Origin of the sequence: Janthinobacterium sp. 61, from assembly GCF_002846335.1 — a bacterium.
Taxonomy (GTDB): Bacteria; Pseudomonadota; Gammaproteobacteria; order Burkholderiales; family Burkholderiaceae_D; genus Janthinobacterium.
Window position 1 is genome coordinate 3630033 of sequence record NZ_PJMQ01000001.1, and the last position, 20391, is coordinate 3650423.

The 20391-nt window shown below is 61.9% G+C and carries 19 protein-coding genes; 8 read left to right on the top strand and 11 right to left on the bottom strand.

What is annotated here, in order from left to right; translation table 11 throughout:
- Positions 1–80 precede the first annotated feature (80 nt).
- Both CLU92_RS16585 and CLU92_RS16590 read right to left on the bottom strand, forming a co-directional pair.
- Entirely contained in the window at positions 81–1070 is a 990-nt protein-coding gene (locus CLU92_RS16585) for a FecR domain-containing protein (protein ID WP_373918181.1), read from the bottom strand.
- On the bottom strand, positions 1067–1576 hold the full coding sequence (locus CLU92_RS16590; protein WP_101482792.1) for a sigma-70 family RNA polymerase sigma factor: 510 nt from the start codon (positions 1574–1576) through the stop codon (positions 1067–1069). Before CLU92_RS16590 ends, CLU92_RS16585 begins: the two co-directional genes overlap by 4 nt.
- A gap of 239 nt (positions 1577–1815) precedes the next feature.
- Here CLU92_RS16590 and ffh point away from each other — a divergent pair, with 239 nt between their 5' ends.
- Both ffh and CLU92_RS16600 read left to right on the top strand, forming a co-directional pair.
- Positions 1816–3183 (top strand): signal recognition particle protein, encoded by a 1368-nt coding sequence (gene ffh / locus CLU92_RS16595; protein ID WP_010401368.1) that lies wholly within the window; start codon positions 1816–1818, stop codon positions 3181–3183.
- Positions 3184–3639: 456 nt separating this feature from the next.
- Positions 3640–4035, top strand: coding sequence for an SWIB/MDM2 domain-containing protein (locus CLU92_RS16600; protein ID WP_071653383.1), 396 nt, complete (start codon positions 3640–3642; stop codon positions 4033–4035).
- Between the two features lie 142 nt (positions 4036–4177).
- Here CLU92_RS16600 and CLU92_RS16605 read toward each other — a convergent pair whose 3' ends face one another.
- Positions 4178–4795: a lytic transglycosylase domain-containing protein gene (locus CLU92_RS16605; RefSeq protein ID WP_101482793.1), complete on the bottom strand. Its 618-nt coding sequence runs from the start codon at positions 4793–4795 to the stop codon at positions 4178–4180.
- A complete protein-coding gene (locus tag CLU92_RS16610; protein ID WP_101482794.1) occupies positions 4792–6531 on the bottom strand; it encodes a proline--tRNA ligase in 1740 nt (579 codons plus the stop codon). The genes CLU92_RS16605 and CLU92_RS16610 overlap by 4 nt, the downstream gene beginning before the upstream one ends.
- A 204-nt stretch (positions 6532–6735) precedes the next feature.
- Here CLU92_RS16610 and CLU92_RS16615 point away from each other — a divergent pair, with 204 nt between their 5' ends.
- Positions 6736–7368, top strand: coding sequence for an RNA pyrophosphohydrolase (locus tag CLU92_RS16615; protein WP_101482795.1), 633 nt, complete (start codon positions 6736–6738; stop codon positions 7366–7368).
- A gap of 223 nt (positions 7369–7591) precedes the next feature.
- Here CLU92_RS16615 and mqo read toward each other — a convergent pair whose 3' ends face one another.
- Entirely contained in the window at positions 7592–9172 is a 1581-nt protein-coding gene (gene mqo, locus CLU92_RS16620; RefSeq protein ID WP_373918185.1) for a malate dehydrogenase (quinone), read from the bottom strand.
- Entirely contained in the window at positions 9165–9431 is a 267-nt protein-coding gene (locus CLU92_RS27510) for a hypothetical protein (protein WP_133989282.1), read from the bottom strand. Before CLU92_RS27510 ends, mqo begins: the two co-directional genes overlap by 8 nt.
- Positions 9432–9645: 214 nt before the next feature.
- Between CLU92_RS27510 and CLU92_RS16625 the strand changes: the two genes are divergently transcribed.
- Positions 9646–10068: a DUF1841 family protein gene (locus CLU92_RS16625; protein WP_034780276.1), complete on the top strand. Its 423-nt coding sequence runs from the start codon at positions 9646–9648 to the stop codon at positions 10066–10068.
- A 27-nt stretch (positions 10069–10095) separates the two neighbouring features.
- Here CLU92_RS16625 and CLU92_RS16630 read toward each other — a convergent pair whose 3' ends face one another.
- From CLU92_RS16630 to nirK, 3 genes are read right to left on the bottom strand one after another with little or no spacing between them, the layout of a single operon-like run.
- Positions 10096–12381, bottom strand: a complete 2286-nt coding sequence (locus tag CLU92_RS16630; RefSeq protein ID WP_101482797.1) for a nitric-oxide reductase large subunit — start codon at positions 12379–12381, stop codon at positions 10096–10098.
- Positions 12382–12395: 14 nt separating this feature from the next.
- Positions 12396–13073, bottom strand: coding sequence for an iron-sulfur cluster repair protein YtfE (gene ytfE / locus CLU92_RS16635; protein ID WP_101482798.1), 678 nt, complete (start codon positions 13071–13073; stop codon positions 12396–12398).
- 30 nt (positions 13074–13103) lie between these two features.
- Positions 13104–14591 (bottom strand): copper-containing nitrite reductase, encoded by a 1488-nt coding sequence (gene nirK, locus CLU92_RS16640; protein ID WP_101482799.1) that lies wholly within the window; start codon positions 14589–14591, stop codon positions 13104–13106.
- A 150-nt stretch (positions 14592–14741) separates the two neighbouring features.
- Between nirK and norR the strand changes: the two genes are divergently transcribed.
- The gene (norR, locus tag CLU92_RS16645; RefSeq protein ID WP_101482800.1) at positions 14742–16301 is read left to right on the top strand and encodes a nitric oxide reductase transcriptional regulator NorR; all 1560 of its coding nucleotides are present in this window, start codon (positions 14742–14744) and stop codon (positions 16299–16301) included.
- 154 nt (positions 16302–16455) lie between these two features.
- Here norR and CLU92_RS16650 read toward each other — a convergent pair whose 3' ends face one another.
- Positions 16456–16797, bottom strand: a complete 342-nt coding sequence (locus tag CLU92_RS16650) for a cytochrome c (RefSeq protein ID WP_071075485.1) — start codon at positions 16795–16797, stop codon at positions 16456–16458.
- Between the two features lie 14 nt (positions 16798–16811).
- On the bottom strand, positions 16812–17141 hold the full coding sequence (locus tag CLU92_RS16655; protein ID WP_046684254.1) for a cytochrome c: 330 nt from the start codon (positions 17139–17141) through the stop codon (positions 16812–16814).
- Between the two features lie 233 nt (positions 17142–17374).
- Here CLU92_RS16655 and CLU92_RS16660 point away from each other — a divergent pair, with 233 nt between their 5' ends.
- From CLU92_RS16660 to CLU92_RS16670, 3 genes are read left to right on the top strand one after another with little or no spacing between them, the layout of a single operon-like run.
- Positions 17375–18244 (top strand): MoxR family ATPase, encoded by an 870-nt coding sequence (locus tag CLU92_RS16660; RefSeq protein ID WP_099376505.1) that lies wholly within the window; start codon positions 17375–17377, stop codon positions 18242–18244.
- Positions 18245–18253: 9 nt separating this feature from the next.
- Positions 18254–18916 (top strand): GNAT family N-acetyltransferase, encoded by a 663-nt coding sequence (locus CLU92_RS16665; protein WP_101482801.1) that lies wholly within the window; start codon positions 18254–18256, stop codon positions 18914–18916.
- Entirely contained in the window at positions 18910–20079 is a 1170-nt protein-coding gene (locus tag CLU92_RS16670; RefSeq protein WP_101482802.1) for a VWA domain-containing protein, read from the top strand. Before CLU92_RS16665 ends, CLU92_RS16670 begins: the two co-directional genes overlap by 7 nt.
- The last annotated feature ends 312 nt before the right edge of the window (positions 20080–20391 follow it).

The following is a 20391-nucleotide window of genomic DNA, read 5'->3' on the forward strand; positions in this document are numbered from 1 at the left end:
AAAAACAGGCGCCCTACTCTGTAGGTGCCGCGAAAACGAAAAACGGGCAGCCGGATGGCTAAATATTTTTGCGCAGCGTGCTATGGCGCCGGTTCGACGCTGACCCAATACCGCGTGCGGCTGCGCACCTGCACCGGCAGCGAGTTGGGCAGCATGTTCAAAATGCGCTGGGTATCGGCCAGCGGGAATACCCCCGACAGGCGCAGCTGGGACACTGCCGGCGCGCAGTCGATCACGCCAGGGCGGTAGCGGGCCAGGTCGGCCAGGAAATCGCCCAGGGTCACGTCATCGACGATCAGTTGCCCGCGCGACCAGGCGGCCGCATACGCACCGATGGCGTGCGGCGCGTCAAGCGCGTGGCGGGAAAATGCCACGCCCCGCCCTGCCGCCAGCAGCAAGGGTGCGCCGCCGCTGCGCAGGCGGACTTCAACGGCACTTTCAAACACCTCCACCCTGCTGTAGTCATCCTGCTGGCGCACGGCAAAGCGCGTCCCCAGCGCACGCACCTGGCCTTCGCGCGTAGCCACCACCAAAGGCGCGCCGCTGCCGGTGCCGTGACCGCTGGTGATGAGGATCTCGCCGGCCAGCAGCTCGATCAGGCGGCGGCTGGCATCGAAACGCACGTTGACGGCCGATTCCGTATTCAGGCTGAGCACACCGCCATCGCCCAGCACCACCTCGCGCTGCTCGCCCGTTGCCGTGCGATAGTCGGCACGCAAGGCGCGCACGCCATCCCAGGCACCCGCTTTCGCGGCCAGCATGCCGCCGCCGGCCACCACGCCCAGCCACGCCAGCAACTGGCGCCGCTTGCCGTTGACGGCTTTCTGCTGCGTGCCTGCCAACGCCTGCGCGGCCGCACTGCGGTGCAAGCCGTTGAAGCGCTGCGACACCGCTTCGATATGCTGCCAGGCCCGTTCATGTTCCGGGTCTGCCCCGCGCCAGCGCTGCCAGGCGGCGTGTTCCGCTTCGCTTGCCTCGTCCGACATCAGCACGGTCAGCCACTCGGCCGCCTGCTGCTGCACGTCCTCGCCGATGGCCATCGGGCCTGCTGCCTCTGTCACCACGCTCATGCTGGCAGTGAGAAAAACACCTGGCGGTTGGCACGCGTCAGGTATTGCTTGACCGAGCTGGCAGACACGTTCAGGCGCGCAGCGATCTCGGCATAGCTGAGGCCTTCGAGCTGCGCCAGCAAAAACGCCGTGCGCACGGGCGCTGGCAAGCCATCGAGGGCGGCATCGATTTCCTGCAAGGCTTCCAGCGCCAGCAAGCGATCTTCGGGCGCGGGCGCCACTTCGGGCGGCAAACAGGCCAGCGCCTCCAGGTAGGCGTCTTCCAGCACTTGCCGGCGGTAGCGGTGCGCCACCAGGCGCCGCGCGATGGTGGCGAGAAAAGGCCGCGCTTCGCGGATCTGCGGCGCCGCGCCGTTGGCCAGCACGCTGAAAAAGGTGTCTTGCGCCAGGTCCGCCGCGTCGCCCGCATTGCCCAGCTTATGCCGCAGCCAGCCCTGCAGCCAGCCGTGATGGCTGCTGTAGAGCGCGTGCAGGTCTTGTTGCTGGGCAAAATCGGCGGCCGACATGGCATCCCTTTCCGGTCAAGCGCAGTGCGCCTGCGAATGTAAATAAGAATTATTCTCATTTTAACCGTGTTTTTGGCTTTCATGCAATCGTGGCATTGGCAGAAATACCAACTAATTCAAAAGCAGGCGAACCGCCAGGCAGTGCAGCGCAAGACCGCCAGGGCCGCGCGATGGGGTAAAATGGCGCCCATCGTCCGGCTTGCGCCGCCCACTCCCAAGCTTTTCATTGCAGGTTCATCATGCTAGATAATCTCACCCAACGGCTTGCCAAAGTCGTCAAGACCATGCGCGGCGAGGCGCGCCTGACCGAAGCGAACACCGCCGACATGCTGCGCGAAGTGCGCCTGGCGCTGCTCGAAGCCGACGTCGCCCTGCCCGCCGTGCGCGAATTCATCGCCAAAGTCAAAGAAAAAGCCATGGGCGAGGATGTCATTTCCTCGCTCACGCCAGGCCAGGCCCTGGTCGGCGTGGTGCAGCGCGAGCTGGCCGCCCTGATGGGCGCCGATCTGGGACCGGAAGCGTCGCAGATCAGCTTTGCGCAGCAGCCGCCCGCCATCATCCTGATGGCCGGTCTGCAGGGTGTGGGTAAGACCACCACCGTCGGCAAGCTGGCGAAATACCTGAAGGAAGAAAAGAAGAAGAAAGTGCTGACCGTCTCGGCCGACGTGTATCGTCCTGCCGCGATCGCCCAGCTGCAATCGGTCACCGCCCAGGTGGGCGCCGACTTCTTCCCGTCTTCCAGCACCGACAAGCCGGTCGATATCGCCCTGGCCGCGCTGGACTGGGCGAAAAAGCATTACCACGATGTGCTGATCATCGATACGGCCGGCCGCCTGGGTATCGACGAAGAGATGATGCGCGAAATCGCCGCCGTCCACAGCGCAGTGAAACCGATCGAAACCCTGTTTGTCGTCGACGCCATGTTGGGCCAGGACGCCATCAACACGGCGAAAGCCTTCAACGATGCGCTGCCGCTGACCGGTATCGTGCTGACCAAGCTCGATGGCGATGCACGCGGTGGTGCCGCCCTGTCAGTGCGCCACATCACGGGCAAACCGATCAAGTTTGCCGGTGTCTCGGAAAAACTCGACGGCCTGGAAGCGTTCGACCCGACCCGCATGGCCAACCGCATCCTGGGCATGGGCGACATCCTCGCGCTGGTGGAAGAAGCGCGCAAGGGCGTCGACAGCAAGGCGGCGGCCGACCTGGCGCAAAAGATCAAGGTCGGCGGCAAGTTCGACATGAACGACTTCAAGGCGCAACTGGGGCAAATGAAAAAGATGGGCGGCATGGCCAACCTGATGGACAAGCTGCCGGCGCAGTTCCAGCAGGCGGCTGGCGGCAAGAACATGGATCAAGCCGATAAACAGGTGCGCCGCATGTGCGGCATCATCGATTCGATGACGCCGCAGGAGCGCGCCAAGCCTGAACTGATCAAGGCCACGCGCAAGCGCCGCATCGCTGCCGGCGCCGGCGTGCAAGTGCAGGAAGTAAACCGCATGCTGACGCAATTCGAGCAAATGCAGACGATGATGAAGAAATTGTCGGGCGGCGGCATGATGAAGATGATGCGCTCCATGAAGGGCATGATGCCTGGGATGAGGTAAGGCTCCAAAATCCGCGATGAGGAAAGGCTTCAAAATCCGCTGCGCGGGGCGCTTTGCGGCCGGCGATGCTCACCGTACTAAAGTACGGTTGCGCTTCCCGGCCACAAATCATCCCCGCTCGCTGTGATTTTGAAGGCCTTTTTGACGCTCCGTATCTAAACTCGACAGGTTAGAAAACATCGTTCCACATAGCGCCGGATTGCATTTTCATGCATCCGGCATCACTCTTCCCTCCCCCCGCAGTCCCCCTCCCCGCATAGCCAGCAAGCATGCCATTTACGGGCAAAAACGCCGTTCTGCGTCCCCAAGCGGTGCGCCCGGGCGACAGCATGGCCATTTCCCTGCTTTTTCCTCGTAAAAACGTGAAAAACACTTGCATACAAGGTAAATCCACACCAATATTAGCCGTGCGATTAATTGCGCAATTTCCCATGTGTTTGTTAAGGAGGCTCGAAGATGGCAACAGCCAAAAAAACCCCAGTAGCAGCGCCAGCCAAAGCAGCAGCAGCCAAGCCTGCAGCAGCCAAAAAAGCAGCACCCGCAGCCAAAGCAGCAGCTAAACCGGCAGCGGCGAAGAAAGCGGCAGCACCGGCAACACCACGCAAGCCAAACGCAGCATTCATGAAAGCAATGACGCCATCGAAAGAGCTGGCCGCCGTTGTTGGCGCAGCACCATTGCCGCGCACGGAAGTGACCAAAAAGGTATGGGATTACATCAAAAAACTCGATCTGCAAGATCCGGCCAACCGCCGCATGATCAATGCGGACGACAAGCTGAAAGCTGTTTTCGGCGGCAAAGCCCAAGTCTCCATGTTTGAAATGACGAAACTGATCTCCGATCATTTGAAATAATCAGATACGCACAGGGCGTTCCGCGCCGTGTGAGTGCCCCGCAGCTGAATCAGCGAGCGGGGCATTTTTTTTGGGGGTCAGACCCTCAACACCGTTAACACAGAGCTCTGCGCCAATGCTCCCGGAGGTCTGACCCCAGCCTTCATCTGAACTCCCACTGCCTCCACGCCGCCCGCACGGCATTCGGATACTCGGCCCGCCCCCGGCTGCCGTTATACCGCCCCAGCGCCAGGTACAAGTCCCCCTTTTCCATGTCCAGGTACATGCGCAAAATCGCGCAGCCATAGCGCAAATTCGTTTGCATGTGGAACAGTTTGCTGCGGTCGCTATCGCCGATGACGCCCGTCCAGAAGGGCATCACCTGCATGTAGCCGCGCGCGCCAGCCAGCGAGACGGCGTACTTTCGGTAGGCCGACTCCACCTGGATCAGGCCCAGCACCAGGGCCGGCTCCAGGCCAGCGCGGCGCGCTTCGTACCATACCGTCTCCAGAAATTCCGTGCGCAACTGCGCGTCCGGCAGCTTGCGCTGCAGGCGTTGCGACATTTGCGCCAGCCATTGCTGGTAGCGCTGCAGTTCGATGGGGGTGGCAAATTTGGGTTGCGGCGGGCGTTCGTCGCGGATTGCGTGCGACAGGGCCAGGCGGACGGAGTCGGCCAGCGCCTCCTCTTTCTGATTACCGGCCTGCGCCGGGAAAGCGCAGGCCAGACTGGCGGCCAGCGCGAGCGCGCCAGCCACCTTGCTTACGGATAAACGCTTCACTGCGCCATTTTGCCCTGGATGAAGGCGACGATCTCGTCCGGCGCTACGCCGGTGGCTTCCGCGTCGCGGCGGCCCTGGTATTCCAGCTTGCCTTCTTTCAGGCCGCGCTCGCCGATGACGATGCGGTGCGGCACGCCGATCAGTTCCCAGTCTGCAAACATGGCGCCAGGACGCAGGCCGCGATCATCGACGATGACATCGACGCCAGCGCCTTGCAGGGCCGCGTACAGCTTCTCCGTCTCTTCCTTGACCAATTCGCTGCGGTCCATGCCCATCGGGCACAGCACAACTTCAAACGGCGCGATCGACGCTGGCCAGATGATGCCCTTGTCGTCGAAGTTCTGTTCGATGGCGGCGCCCAGGATGCGCGTCACGCCGATACCATAGCAACCCATCTGCAGCGGCGCAGGCTTGCCATTTTCGTCGAGGAAGGTGGCTTTCATGCTTTCCGAGTACGCCGTACCCAGCTGGAACACGTGGCCCACTTCGATGCCGCGCTCGATGGCGAGCAAGCCCTGGCCGTCCGGCGAAGCGTCGCCGGCGACGACATTGCGCAAGTCGGCCACAATGGCCGGCTCGGCCACGTCACGGCCCCAGTTGGCGCCCGTGTAGTGGTAACCGGCGTCATTCGCGCCGCAAACGAAGTCGCTCATATGGGCGACCGTGCGGTCCGCCACCACGGTGACGGGTGCTTGCGTGCCGATCGGGCCCAGATAGCCGGGAATCGTGCCATAGACTTCCAGAATTTCCGCTTCGGTCGAGAAACGATGGCCGGCCAGACCGGCAACCTTGCCTACCTTGATCTCGTTCAATTCATGGTCGCCGCGCAGCAGCAGCATGAAATGCTGTTTCGTGACTTTCTCGTCCTTGCCCGTCGTTTCCACCGTCAGTGCGATGGTTTTCACGGTTTGCGACAGATCGATCCCCAGCAAGGCGGCTACGGTTTCGCACTTGACGGTGTCCGGCGTGGCCGTTTTTGTCAGCGCCTGGGCAGCAGCTGGGCGCTCGCCCGCTGGCGGCAGCGCTTCGGCCGCTTCCATGTTGGCGGCATAATCGGACGTCGGGCAGTACACGAGCGCATCTTCCCCCGTGTGGGCGATGACGTGGAATTCATGCGAACCGGAACCGCCGATGGCGCCGTTGTCGGCTGCGACAGCGCGGAATTTCAGGCCAAAGCGCGTGAAGATGCGCGTGTAGGCGTCAAACATGACCTTGTACGATGCCTGCATGCCGGCCAGGTCGCGGTCGAAGGAATAGGCGTCCTTCATGGTGAATTCGCGGCCGCGCATCAGGCCGAAGCGGGGACGGCGCTCGTCGCGGAATTTGGTCTGGATGTGATAAAAGTTCAACGGCAACTGGCGGTAGGACTTGATTTCCGTACGCACGACGTCCGTGATGACCTCTTCCGACGTCGGCTGGATCGCGTACTCGCGGCCGTGGCGGTCTTTCACGCGCATCAGTTCGTCGCCCATCTTGGTCCAGCGGCCCGTCTCCTGCCACAGTTCGGCCGGCTGCACGAGCGGCATCAGCAGTTCGATGCCCGCGGCTTTGTTCATCTCGTCACGGATGATGGCTTCCACCTTGCGGATCACGCGCAGGCCCATCGGCATGTAGGTATAGATGCCGGAACCGAGGCGTTTGATCATGCCTGCACGCATCATCAATTGGTGGCTGACGATTTCCGCGTCAGAAGGTGCATCTTTAAGTGTGGAAATAAAAAAACGGGAGGCGCGCATAACGGTGAATTCTTTTTAAAAAGAGAGGGTTATAATCAACCTAATTTTAAAGGATTAGCTGGCTGATGCGTCCATACTTTACACAAATGCGCTCAATTGGTGCGATTCCGGCGCTTTTCGCACCCCGAAAAGGTCACCGGCTTGCGAAGTTGTGGGTAATTATGTAAAAAAGGACGCACTGTCGCAGAAAGTTTGAGGTGCATTATGCTCGACCGTGAAGGGTTTCGGCCCAACGTCGGCATCATCCTGCTAAACGCCCAGAACGAGGTGTGGTGGGGCAAGCGGGTGCGCGAGCACTCATGGCAGTTTCCGCAAGGCGGTATCAAATATGGCGAAACACCGGAACAAGCCATGTTTCGCGAACTTGAAGAGGAAATCGGACTCAGACAGGAACACGTCAAAATTGTCGGCCGCACCCGCGACTGGCTGCGCTATGAAGTGCCAGACCACTTCATCAAGCGCGAGATTCGCGGCCATTACCGTGGCCAGAAGCAGATTTGGTTTCTGCTGAGAATGTGCGCGCGCGATAACGACGTCAATCTGCGCCTGACCGACCATCCCGAGTTCGACGCCTGGCGCTGGCATGAGTACTGGGTCCCGCTCGATGTCGTCATAGAATTTAAACGCGATGTCTACCAGCGCGCCTTGCAGGAGCTGTCCCGCTTCCTGACCTGGCCCGTGCATGGCAACGCGCAGCAAGCGCACCGCCACACGTCGCGCTATCTGCGCCAGCCCCATGCGCCACGGGCGCAGGATGGTACGGCACTGGCCAAACCTTGCGACGGCGTTGCCGCCGAAGGGTGTACGCCGGAGCTGATTCTGCCAGGCAAGGGGTAGTCCACCGCAATGAACGCACTCTCCCACGCAAAAGGGGCAGCCTGAACAGGCTGCCCCTTTTTACATACCGGTAAGAAACTTTCTTTTAAAAATGCAGACAGTTTCGACACCTAACAAAACCGTAGCGAGCGGCAGTGATTTGTGGCTAAGAAGCGCAACCGTACTCTAGTACGGTGAGCATCGCAGGCCGCAAAGCGCGACGCGCAGTAGGTTTGGTTAGGTGTTAATTAGCGGCGGGAACGTCCAGGGTAATGGCTTTCAAGCCCAGGATGTTGCTGCTGTACTGGCGGATCTTGTTGGCCAGGGCTGGGTCATTGTTCAGCTTTTGGCCGTACGACGGCACCATTTCCACCATCTTCGCCTGCCATTCCGGCGTTGCCAGGCGGCTCTTGAATGCCGTTTGCAGCACCTTGATCATGATCGGCGGCGCGGTCGAGGCGCCTGGCGATGCACCCAGCAGGGCAACGATGCTGCCATCGGCGGCACCGACGACTTCCGTACCGAACTGCAACAAACCACCTTTGACAGGGTCATCCTTGACGATCTGCACGCGCTGGCCCGCGTTTTGCAGCGTCCAGTCTTCCATCTTGGCGTTCGGCAAGTATTCGCGCAAGGTCTTCAAACGGTCTTCCGGCGTGTTCATGACTTGCTCGACCAGGTACTTCGTCAACGGAATATTGTCGTAGCCGGCTTGCAGCATGGGCTTTACATTGCCCGTGCCGATCGAGGCCGGCAAGTCGATCCAGGAACCGTTTTTCAGGAACTTGGTCGAGAAGGTGGCAAACGGGCCAAACAGCAGGGCTTTCTTGCCATCGATGATGCGCGTATCGAGATGCGGCACGGACATCGGCGGCGAACCCACGGATGCCTTGCCGTAGACCTTGGCCGCATGCGCCGCCACCAGTTCCGGATTGGTGGTGACCAGCCATTGGCCGCCCACCGGCACGCCGCCGTAGCCCTTGGCTTCAGGAATGCCCGATTTTTCCAGCAGCGGCAGCGAACCGCCGCCGGCGCCGATGAAGACGAACTTGGCGCGCATGGTCTTTTCCTTGCCGGCGGCCAGGTCTTTCACCGTCACGTTCCACACGCCATCGGCGCCGCGCTGGATGTCCTCCACCTGGTGGCGCAGGTGCAGGACCATGCCATGGCTGTCCGTCAGGTATTTCACCAGACCGCGCGTGAGGTTGCCGAAATTGACGTCAGTACCGATTTCCATGCGCGTCGCGGCCACTTTCTGGCCCTTGTCGCGGCCTTGCATGACCAACGGCGCCCATTGCTCGATCTGCGCCTGGTCTTCCGAGTACAGCATGCCCTTGAACAGGTTTTCCTTTTGCAGCGCGGCATAGCGCTTCTTCAGAAAGGCAATATTCTCATCGCCCCAGACAAAGGCCATGTGCGGCACATTGTTGATGAAGGTTTGCGGCGCGCCCAGGTGCTTGTTGGCTACCTGATAGGCCCAGAATTGCTTGGATATTTCGAATTGCTCGTTGATGGCAACGGCTTTTTTCGTCTCGATGCTGCCATCGGCCGCTTCCGGCGTGTAGTTCAGTTCGGCAAAGGCCGAGTGGCCCGTGCCCGCGTTGTTCATCGCGTCCGAGCTTTCGGCGGCCACGGAATCGAGGCGCTCGACCATTTCCATCGTCAGCGATGGATCGAGTTCCTTGAGCATGCTGCCCAGGGTGGCGCTCATGGTGCCGGCGCCGATCAGCAGCACGTCGACCGGTTTTTCGGACGAGGCCGGAGGGGTCTTGTTACATGCCGCCAGGATCAGGCACGACATCAAAAGTAATAGCGATTTACGCATTCGTAACTCCATTTTTGGATACTGAAGGATGATTCTTGCGCGCCACCGTGGCGACACCATCGCGGCTATCGACGGATCCGACGAAAAACAGACCAGCCTCCGGCACGCCAAGGCGGCAGGACAGGTCAATGTCGATGGTGATAGGCATGCTGCCGTGCTCCGGAATATCCCGAGAGCAATATCTGGTGGCAAAGGTGCGGGCAAAGGACAGCGCGGACTGCGTTGTCGGCTGAAAAACCGGCAATGAAATCGCCGTCATGTCCAGTGCAAATATCAAGAGCGGCGATTTTATCACCGTTATTTGACGCCGCCGGGCCGCAGCGGTAGTGGATAATACTTACTGCAGGGTATTAAATGATGGTGACTATAGGGTCTTGCAAACTGGTGCCAGACGACAAAAAGGGCATCCTCGATGCCCTGAATTGACGTACGCGGTACAATGCCGGCTGCCCTTTAGCCATAGTCAGTCAGCCATGTTCAACCCCTCTTCCGACGACGTGCGCCGTTTCTTTTGTGAAACATTGCGCAAGCACCGCGCCCATGAAATCCTTACGCCGATGGAAGCCATCGCGCTCGACTGGATTCTGGAACACCCCGAGTACGAAAACGAACTCTCCGACGTCGAAGCGGCACTGGCGCGCGACTACTCCGTCGAAGGTGGTCAGGCGAACCCGTTCTTGCACCTGTCCATGCACCTGTCGATCACGGAGCAGGTGCAGGTGGACCAACCGCGCGGCATCCGCCCGGCCGTCCAGCAACTGACCCAGCGCCTCGATTCGGCCCATGCGGCCCAGCATGAAGTGATGGAATGCCTGGGCCAGATGATCTGGGCTTCGCAGCGCTCGGGCTTGCCGCCGGACACGGACGCCTATATAGACTGCGTGCGCCGCCGGTAGGAACACAGGTGCTGTACCAGTACTACCTCACATCGGTTTTACTGCCGCTTTCATACGCTGAGGCAATACCTGTGCTGGCCCTTTTTCCAGCAAGCCCAGCACCACTTGCAGCGCCATGGCGACGGCGCCGACGATGAAGACCACGTCACCGAAGGTGCGTATCCAGCGCAGGTTCTGCAACAGCGGCTGCTGCATGAATTCCTCACTGCGCGCATACCACAGGCCTTCCGTCACGCTGGCGTGGAACTGGATGACGCCAATCGGCAACAAGCTGGTAAAGATCATCAGCACCAGGCCCGCGTTCAAGCCCCAGAAAGCCGTCTTCATCAACGCAGTGCTGAAGCGGTAGTCGGGCCGTAAATAACGTAGCACCAGCAAGGTAAAACCCAGCGCCAGGAAGCCATACACGCCGAACAGCGCCGCATGCGCATGCACGGGGGTCGTGTTGAGGCCCTGGATGTAGTACAGCGCCACGGGCGGATTGATCATGAAGCCCAGCACGCCCGCGCCCAGCATGTTCCAGAAGGCGACGGCGACAAAGCACATCATGGGCCAGCGCAACTGCTCCATCCACGGCGCACGCTCCTTCAGGCGCCAGTTTTCCCACGCTTCATGCCCCAGCACGATCAGCGGCACCACTTCGAGCGCGCTGAAACTGGCGCCGATGGCCATCACCGGCGTGGTGGTGCCGGCAAAGTACAGATGGTGGAAAGTGCCGGGTATGCCGCCCAGCATGAACAGCGAGGCCGACGCCAGGCTGGCCGCCGTGGCCATGCGCACCGACACCAGCCCCAGGGTCGAGAAGATGAAGGCCAGCGCCGTGGTGGCGAAGACTTCGAAGAACCCTTCCACCCACAGGTGCACCACCCACCAGCGCCAGTATTCCATCACGGACAGGTGCGTGCGTTCGCCGTAGAACAGGCCGGCACCATAGAACAGGCCGATGGCGCCCACGGACGCGGTCAGCAGCGCCAGCAGATTCTTGTCGCCGCCTGGCTGGCGCAAGGCCGGCACGACGCCGCGCAGCATCAACACCAGCCACAGCAGGATGCCCACGTACTTGCCGATCTGCCACAAACGTCCGAGGTCCACATATTCATAGCCCTGGTGACCGAGCCAGAAGTTCCACTCGGGCGGCATGATTTGCGCAATCGCCAGGTAATTGCCGATGAAGGAGCCGACGACCACAAGCACCAGTGCCCAGAACAGCACGTCGACGCCCAGGCGCTGCCACCTGGGATCCTTGCCGCCATTGATCAAGGGCGCGAGGAACAGGCCAGCGGCCAGGAAGCCCGTGGCGATCCAGAACAGCGCGGCCTGGATATGCCAGGTGCGCGTGAGCGCATACGGGAACCAGCGCGACACATCGATGCCGTAGAACTGCTGTCCTTCCACCGTGTAATGCGCCGTAAAGCCACCGATGAAGACCTGGAAGATGAACAGCGCCACCACCAGGAACAGGTACTTGCCCAGTCCCCGCTGCGAGGGCGTGAGGGCGAACGTCGTCAACGGGTCGCGCGGGCCGGGCGCGGGAAGCGCTTCGTCGTGGTCGCGCAAAAAGGCCCAGCCCCACACGAGGAAGCCGACACCGGCCAGCAGCACCACCACGCTGGCGACCGACCAGACGAGGTTTTCGCCGCTGGGCTGGTTGCCGATCAGGGGTTCATGCGGCCAGTTGTTCGTGTACGTGACTTTCTGGCCCGGACGCTCGGTGGCGGCGGCCCATGCCGTCCAGAAGAAAAACTGCGTCATCTGTGCGCGCCGCTCGGCACTGGGCAGGGTATTTTCCTTCATGGCGAAATGTTCGCGGCTGGCGTGCAGCGCTGGCGCGTCGGAAAACAGCTGGTCGTAATAGTGCGCCGTGTTGGCGATGGCTTGCACGCGGCGCGGCGACAGGTGCAGTACTTGTTCTTCATCGACCCCGTTGCCGCGGTATTCCAGCTTGAGCGCTTCGCGCAACGCCGCCTGCGCGGGGCCGTCAAGCGCCGCGTACGTCTTGCCATGCTGCTCTTGCGCGGCCAGTTCCAGCCAGGCCGTCAGTTCGCGGTGCAGCCAATCGGCCGTCCAGTCGGGCGCCTGGTAAGCGCCGTGGCCCCAGATGGAACCCAGCTGCATGCCGCCGACGGATTGCCAGGCTGTCTGCCCATCGAGGATGCCCTCGCGGTCGAACAGTTGCCGGCCATCTTGCGCCAGCACTTGCGCGGGGATGGGCGGTGCCTGCCGGTAAACTTCGACACCGTAGTAGCCGAGCAGCGAAAACGTCACGATCAGCACACCGATCAGTGTAAACCAGAGTTTTTTGTAGGGACCCATGGGTCTTTCCTTTGTCAGTGCACCACGGCCGGCGCAAAGCGCTCGAACAGGATATTGTTTTCGGTATGAATGTGCGCCATCAAGTCTGCACGGAAGGTACGCAGGCCCGTGTAGAGCGCGCGCCAGGTGGTGCAGGCGCCGGCTGGCGCGGTGATATCGTTCGTCATTGCCTCCATGGCGCGCAAGGCCACACCATGGTCGTCATGCTCCATGCGCATCACGTTGATGGGCGCGCCGGCCCGGGGGCCATGGCCGCGCACGATCATGGGGAACAGCACGTCCTCTTCCTTGCGCATATGGCTTTCCAGCTCCTGCGCCATGGCCGACAGATGTTCTGCCAGCCCGTGCGGACAGTCGGCGCGGTCGCCATGCACCTGCTCGACCTTGCGTGCCAGGCGTATCAGCTCTGGCAGCTGCTCGCGGTGCACGGCGTGGTAGCGCACCAGGATATGCTCCACCAGCTCGGTGGCCGGGGCTTCCTGCCAGTCACGCTCGCCACCGGTATCGGCGCGTGCTGCCAGCACTTGCAGTTCCTCGACGATGGGCGCCGTGTCCACGCCGGCCGCTTCGGCCGCCGCGCGCAGGGTCTTGTTGCCGCCGCAGCAAAAATCCAGGCGGTGGGCATCGAACAGGCGCGTGGCGCCAGGGATGCGGCGGGCCAGCTGGCCCAGGGATAGGTCGATCATTTCCATAACAGTTCCTTGATGATGAATGGGGGTGGTTTATTGCACGGCGCCCGCGTGGTAGACGCCCGGTACGGGCTCGCCCGTCACTTCCAGCACGCCAACGGCGCCCTTGCCGGCGCGCGACAGCGCATGGTCGACCAGCAGATAGCTGCCCGGGTGCTGTACCTTGAGTTCGACGATGGTCGCGCCGCCCGGTGCCACGAGGGTGGTTTGCACGTCGTGTTTCGGGCTGCTGATGGAGCCTTCGCTATATACCTTGTCGAAGATCTCGCCGATGATGTGGAAGGATGAAATCTTGTTCGGGCCGCCCACGCCGAAATAGATGCGCACCGTCTCGCCGACCTTCGCCTGCAATTTGTGCGTCTTGCTCAGGGCGCCTACTTCGCCATTGAAGACGTAATAGTCGGGCAGTTCATTGGCCATTTTTTCCAGGTTAGGTTCCTGGTGCACGGGCGCGCCGTGCGGACGGCCCGTGTACATTTCGCCCTGCATCACGTAATACTCGCGGTCCACTTTGGACAGGCCGCCTTCCGGTTCGATCAGGATCATGCCGTACATGCCGGCCGCGATATGCTGAGGCACCAGGGGCGTAGCGCAGTGGTACACATACAGGCCAGGATTGAGCGCCTTGAAGGTGACCGTTTTTTCCTGCCCTGGCGCCACCTGCGTATGCTGTCCGCCGCCATGGCCGCCCGTCACCGCGTGCAGGTCGATCGAGTGGATCATCTTGCTGTCCTTCGCATTGAACAGGGTCAGTTCCACCGTGTCGCCCACCTTGGCGCGCAGCATCGGACCGGGCACTTGCCGGTTGAAGGTCCAGTAAGTAAAACTGGTGCCGTCATCGAGCTTGCCCGGCAGCTCCACCGTCTCCATGCGGTACTTGAGCAACTGCGGCGCGCGCGCGCCGATGGCGGCCGGCACGGAGGCCGGGTTGGCCGCCACGCTGACAGCCGAGGGATCGGGACCGCGCATCGGCGACGGCGCGGGCGTGTACAGGGCCAGCGCGGCGGCCTGGCTGGACTCGTTGGCCGCGCTGCCGGCGCCAGCAGCCTTCGGTGCTCCGGCTTCGGCCTGCGACGTCCCGCTCACTTCCAGCTTGCCTTCCATGCCGATCTGGCGGTGGCCGGGGATCGAGCAGTAATAGGTGAACGTGCCGGCGCGCGTGACCTTGAAGCGCACGCTGGTGCTGCCGCTACTGGCGCTGAATTTGGCGGATGCCACGTTGAGTTCCGGGATCAGCAGATCGTGCTCGGCGCCTTCGCCGCTTTTCAGCACCAGTTCGACCGTGTCGCCCACGTTCGCCGCCAGCACGGGATTGACCTGGCCCTTGGCATCGATGAATACCATCTTGCCATCGACGATATTGGTTTGCAGTTCATAGCGCTTGAGCGCGGCGGCGGCAGGAGGTTTGGCCGCAGTAGCGGCAGCGCTGGCCGGCAGGCTCGCCTGTGCTGGCACGGACAGGGGCATGGCCAGGACGCAGACGGCGGCGGCAATGGCGCGGAGGGAGGGAGTCGTTTTCATCAAGCTTTCCTTGGTCTTGTATGCCGGTTCGGCACTCTTGTCTAGGCAAACCGTGTGCCAGGAAAAACTTGTTTTAAATCAACGATTTGAAAAATGCAGGGTCGTAATGACCCATGTTTGCCGTGGTTCCTTGTACCCTGCATGGTACTTATGACCACCACCGCCATCCACCTGCTGCTACTCACCGATCTGGTCGCCGACCTGCCCGTGGCCGTGCGCCTGCAGCGCCTGGTAGGCAGCCTGCGCGCGCACTTCGGCTGCGAGGCCGTGGCCTTGCTCAAGCTCGATGGCGAGCACCTGCGCCCCGTGGCGATGGCCGGCCTGGCCAGCGACGCGCTGGGACGCCGGTTCGCCGTCGCCGACCACCCGCGCCTGGCCGCCATCCTGCAGCGGCGCGGCGTGCTGTGCTTTCATCACGACAGCTCCCTGCCCGATCCCTACGATGGCCTGATCGCCGAGCGGGCGGGCGAGCCGCTGCCCGTGCACGACTGCATGGGCATGGCGCTGGACCTGGAAGGCGAACGCTGGGGCGTGATTACGCTCGACGCGCTACAGGTGGGCACCTTCGACGCGCGCGCGCAGCGCGACCTGGGCGAGCTGGCCTGCGCCATCGAAGCGGCCGTGCGCGTGACCCGCCTGGAGACGGAAATCCGCGCCCTGCGCCTGTCGGGCGGCGCCATGCTGGCCGACGCGCAAGCGCCGCGCGAGGAACACGACTTCGTGGGCCAGAGCAGCGCCATCATGCAGCTGCTGCACGAGCTGCAGGTGGTCGCCGAATCGGACCTGCCCGTGCTGCTGCTGGGCGAGACGGGTGTCGGCAAGGAACTGTGTGCACACCGCCTGCACCGGCTGTCGCGTCGCGCCGGCAAGCCCCTGATCCACGTCAATTGTGCGGCCTTGCCCGAATCCCTGGCAGAAAGCGAATTGTTCGGCCATGTGCGGGGCGCGTTTTCCGGTGCCGTCAGCGACCGGCCCGGGCGTTTCGAGGCGGCCGAAGGGGGCACCCTGTTTCTCGATGAAGTGGGAGAGTTGCCGCTGTCGATACAGGCCAAGCTGCTGCGCACCTTGCAAAATGGCGAAATCCAGCGCCTGGGCGCGGACCGGCCGCGCCGGGTCAACGTGCGGGTGATCGCCGCCACCAACCGCAGCCTGCGCGAGCATGTGCGCGACGGCTCGTTCCGCGCCGACCTGTATCACCGTTTGTCCGTGTATCCGGTGCAGATTCCGCCGCTGCGCGAGCGGGGCAATGACGTGCTGCTGCTGGCCGGCGGTTTCCTTGAGCTCAACCGCGCGCGCCTGGGGCTGCGCAGCCTGCGCCTGTCCGCCGCAGCGGAAAACGCCTTATGCCATTACCGCTGGCCGGGCAATGTGCGCGAACTCGAACATGTGATCAGCCGGGCCGCGCTGAAAGCGGTGATCCGCGGCGCGGACCGCAAGGACATCGTGACCCTGGAAACGGATATGCTCGACCTCGATGCGCTGGAGACGCCAGCCGGTACGGACACGCTGCCGCCAGTGCCAGGCGCGTGCGGCACGCCGGCGGCGCCGCTGCTGTCCATGCATCAGATCGTGGAAGCGAGCCAGCGCCAGGCCATCCGGCAAGCGCTGCTCCTGCATCAGGATAACTGGGCCGCCGCCGCGCGCCAGCTGGGACTGGACGCCAGCAACTTGCACAAGCTGGCGCGCCGGGTGGGACTGAAGAACAACTAGGCAAACCTACTGCGCGTCATGATTTGCGGCCGCCGATGCTCACTGCCTCGGCGTCACCGTGCATTCGCACAGCCACGCATTTCGACCATAACTCAGCGCCGCTCGCTACGGTTTTGTCAGGTGTGAGAAAAACGAATGTATCCGGCGATACCGCTCAGCGGTGAATGACCAGGGTGGTCGGCAAGCTGTGCAGATAGGCGGCCAGGTCCTTGATGTCCTGGTTGCTCAGCGGTTTCACCTGGCCCGTCATGATGGCGTTATTGCGGCCATTGGCCTTGTCGCCCCGTTTATACGCCGTCAAGGCGTGTTCCAGGTAATCCTTGTGCTGGCCCGCCAGTTTTGGGTACGACGGATCGATGGGCGAGCCGTAATCCTTGCCGTGGCAGGTGGCGCAGCTGTATTTTTCGGCCAGAGCCTTGCCCGTGTTGATATTGCCGGCGGCGCTGGCGCCGAACGAGACAGTGGCGCATACGAGGGCGGCGAGTAGTGTTTTCATCATCTGGCTGGTCCTCAGTTCGGCTTGGCTTGTTGCGCATAATACGCGGCGACATCGGCGATATCCTGGTCGGACAGGCTGCTGGCGATGCCCTTCATGCTCGGGTGCTTGCGGTCGCCCTTCTTGTAGGCTTGCAGCGCATTCTCGATATATTTTGCCGGCTGGCCACCGATCATCGGCACCTGGAACACTTCGGGGAAGGTCGCCTTGTAACCGGGAATGCCGTGGCAGCCGATACACATTTCCACCTTGGCAGGGGCTGCCTTGGCGTTTCCTACAATGTCAGCCGCTGTGACGGCATTTGCTATGCCGGCAAGCACGAGAAGTGCAAATATTTTTTTCATAGTGGCAATGTGAACAAAGGTAATCGGAGAAACGCCAGAGCTGGTTTTTATTGATCTTATGTGTTGACAATTAAGGTTGACAATTAATCTGCTGCTTGCCGATTCTAGCCAAGATATTCTTGCAAGTCCACCTATAAAACCCGCATTGTAGGCAGGCAGGCACAGCCCGTCCGCGTGGCGGTGCGCCACAGTTCTGTTTATACTCTCCATTTCCCTACTTTGGCAGACCGCTCATGCAAGCACAGCACACCCAGCAAGGCCAACGCTTCGAAGGTTCCGACAGCTATGTTGCCACCGCCGACCTGAAACTGGCCGTGAACGCGGCGCTGACCCTGCAGCGCCCGCTGCTGATCAAGGGCGAACCGGGTACGGGAAAGACCATGCTGGCAGAAGAAGTGGCCGCCGCGCTGAACATGCCGCTGATGCAATGGCATATCAAATCGACTACCAAGGCGCAGCAGGGCCTGTACGAATACGACGCCGTTTCGCGCCTGCGCGATTCCCAGTTGGGCGACGAGCGCGTGCGCGACATCCAGAACTACATCGTCAAGGGCGTGCTGTGGCAGGCATTCACGGCGCCCGAACCGGTGGTGTTGCTGATCGACGAAATCGACAAGGCCGACATCGAATTCCCGAACGACCTGCTGCGCGAACTGGACCGGATGGAATTCTATGTCTACGAGACGCGCGAAATGGTCACGGCGCGCCACCGCCCGCTGGTCATCATCACCTCGAACAATGAAAAGGAATTGCCGGACGCCTTCTTGCGCCGCTGTTTCTTTCATTACATCAAATTCCCGGACAAGGACACGATGGAGCAGATCGTCGCCGTCCACTACCCACACCTGAAACAGGAATTGCTGGCCCAGGCGCTGCAAACCTTCTATGAAGTGCGCGACGTGCCAGGCCTGAAGAAAAAACCCTCGACGTCGGAATTCCTCGACTGGCTCAAGCTCCTGCTGGCCGAGGACATCCCCGTCGAAGCGCTGCGCAGCAAGGACAACAAGGCGGTCGTGCCGCCCCTGCATGGCGCGCTGCTGAAAAACGAGCAGGATGTGCATCTGTTCGAGCGCCTGATGTTCATGTCGCGCACCAACCGCTAAGGAGCTCCGGTGAACGACATCAGTCCGGACAAAGTCTTCGTGCCCCTGGAACTGCACGGCATCCGCCTCGAAGCGCTGGCGCCGCACCACGCGCCCGGCCTGCGCGCGGCGGCTACGGATGGCGAACTGTGGAATCTGCGCGTGACCTCCGTGCCCGAACCGGACCAGGTGGACCAGTACATTTTCAAGGGAATCGAGATGCGCCCCGCGCGCTTCGCCTTTGCCGTCATCGACGTGGCCAGCGGCGAGGTGCTCGGCACCACCAGCTACCACGACGTGGTGCCAAGTATTGGGCGCCTGGAAATCGGCTACACCTGGTATGCGAAGCGCTGCCAGCGCAGCCACGTCAACACCACCTGCAAATTGCTGCTGCTGGCGCACGCCTTCGAGGCCCTCGGCTGCGCGCTGGTGGGTTTTCGCACCGATAATTTCAACCATGCCTCGCAGACGGCCATCGAGCGCCTGGGCGCGAAAAAGGATGGCGTGCTGCGCCACCATGCGCTGCGCCGCGACGGCACCGTGCGCGACACGGTCATGTACAGTATCACGCGCGGCGAGTGGCCCGAGATCGCCGCCCACCTGCGTTACAAGCTGGCGCAGCGCCCTGTCGCCGCGCTGCCTTGCGCAGGAGGCGAAGGGACCGCGGCAGGGACAGAGGAAGCGCCATGCTGATCGATTTCTTCTTCACGCTCAAGGATGCGAAGATTCCCGTCTCGATCAAGGAATTTTTGACCCTGCTCGAAGCGCTGCAAAAGAACGTCATCGACGCCTCCATGGACGATTTCTACTATCTGGCGCGCCTGACCCTGGTCAAGGACGAAGCCCATTTCGACAAGTTCGACCGCGCGTTTGCCCAGTACTTCAAGGGCGTCAACGCGGCCTTTGACACGAACGCGGCGATTCCACTCGACTGGCTGCTCAAGCGCATGCAGCGCGAGCTGTCCGAGGAGCAGAAGGCGCAGCTGGAGAAATTCGGCTACGACAAGCTGATGGACCGCCTGAACGAGCTCCTGAAGGAACAGAAGGAACGCCACGAGGGCGGCAGCAAGTGGATCGGCACGGGCGGTACTTCGCCGTTCGGCAATGGCGGCACAAATCCGGAAGGTATCCGCATCGGCGGCAAGGGCGGCAACCGCACGGCGGTGAAAGTGTGGGAAGCGCGCAGCTACAAGGATTACGACGGCGAGCGGGAACTGGGCACGCGCAACATCAAGGTGGCACTGCGCCGCCTGCGCAAATTCGCGCGCGAAGGCGCGGAAGACGAACTGGCCCTGGACGCCACCATCGCCGCCACGGCCAACAACGCGGGCTACCTCGACATCCGGATGCGGCCCGAACGCAAGAACCGCATCAAGGTACTGATGCTGTTTGATGTGGGCGGCAGCATGGACGACCATATCGAGCGCACCGAGGAACTGTTTTCGGCGGCGAAGACGGAATTCAAGAACATGGAGTTCTTTTACTTCCATAACTGCGTCTACGACAACCTGTGGAAGAACAACCGGCGCCGCAACGCCGAGCGCTTTCCCACCTGGGACGTGCTACGCAAGTATCCGCCCGATACCAAGCTGATTTTTGTCGGCGACGCCACCATGAGCCCCTATGAAATCCTGCAGCCGGGCGGTTCGGTCGAATACAACAACGAAGAAGCGGGATCGACGTGGCTGGCACGCTTTACCCAGGCGTTCCCGAAATTCATCTGGCTCAATCCCGAGTCGGAGGGATTGTGGCAGTACCGCCAGTCGATTGGCGTAATGCGGCAATTGATGAACAACCGCATGTTCCCCCTGTCGATCGACGGGCTGGAACGGGGCATGCGTCTGCTCAGTAAATAAAGGCACGCAACAAAAAGTCCATGGCGGCAAGGGGCCGCCATGCCGTACACTGCGACACGAAACTACCGTGCGGAGCATCTCCGCTGCGGGCGGGTACCATACGCTGATACCAGCCCTGCCCTAACCTGCTGCATCCTGTGCGCGGCCGCCATGGCTGCGACACTGTTCGATTGCGCACATCGTGCGCGCCTTCTGCTCCGGTAGAATCGGCGCATCGCTCTGCGCAAACTATGCACCATCGCTGCACCACGACCTTGCCGCACCAGCCCCGTGCTGCCGGCCGGTGCCAGCGCCATTTTCAAAGGAATGAGC